At 49.8% G+C, this 671-nt stretch carries 1 protein-coding gene and 1 pseudogene; both read left to right on the top strand.

Features of this window, described 5'->3' with window-relative positions:
- Position 1 precedes the first annotated feature (1 nt).
- The gene (gene vscG, locus R7P64_RS24275; RefSeq protein ID WP_318124162.1) at positions 2–328 is read left to right on the top strand and encodes a YscG family type III secretion system chaperone VscG; all 327 of its coding nucleotides are present in this window, start codon (positions 2–4) and stop codon (positions 326–328) included.
- Positions 325–671: pseudogene (gene vscH / locus R7P64_RS24270) on the top strand (YopR family T3SS polymerization control protein VscH); the annotation flags it as partial. The gene vscG and the pseudogene vscH, both read left to right, overlap by 4 nt.

Below are 671 nucleotides of genomic sequence, written 5' to 3'. Positions count from 1 at the left end.
AATTGCTTTGATGGCGACGGGGATGCATCGTCATCAAGAGGCCAATACGATTGCTGATTGCCTTGAGGAGACTTCGAGCTCTGAAGAAGTCGTAGTAATGATTCGTGCGACGAGCCTGATGAACAAAGGCGCGTACGAAGAGGCACATCGATTACTTGAGCCACTTTGCACCGCGTATCCTGATCTAATCAGTTTGGCGGCGCTAGCGGCTGCAAAAGCAGGGTTACTAAGCCAAGCTGAACGTTGGATGGAACTGGCAGCTCAAGGCAGCGAAGAAAGCCAAGCTTTTGCGGCGAGCTTCACCCAAGACATTAGGAATCTTGGATGAGAGTCGACCCTAGCTTTGTCGGACAAACGCCCGCTCATTCAACCGATGTTCGTCACTATGAACGCGACGATGCGAAGCGAATGAGCGAGCTTATGACGCGAGAAACCACGGCCGAAGTTTCTCGCTCAGCTCCCAAAGACACGCTGACAAAAGTAGAAGAGAAACTCAACGCAATTAAAGATTGGTATGCGTCGATCAAGGAAGCAGAGACTGTCTCTAAACAAAGCGTGCTTTCTTCGTTAAAGGACGTTTTTTCTGATCCTCAAACACAAAAAGAAGCGCTGTGGTACGCCTTTCATCAGGCGAAAAGCGCCAAAGGAACGGATGATGCCGTTCCGGAATT

The sequence above is a fragment of the Vibrio sp. 2304 genome, assembly GCF_033339475.1.
GTDB classification, from domain to species: domain Bacteria; phylum Pseudomonadota; class Gammaproteobacteria; order Enterobacterales; family Vibrionaceae; genus Vibrio; species Vibrio alginolyticus.
This window is presented reverse-complemented; position numbering and strand designations above follow the sequence as displayed.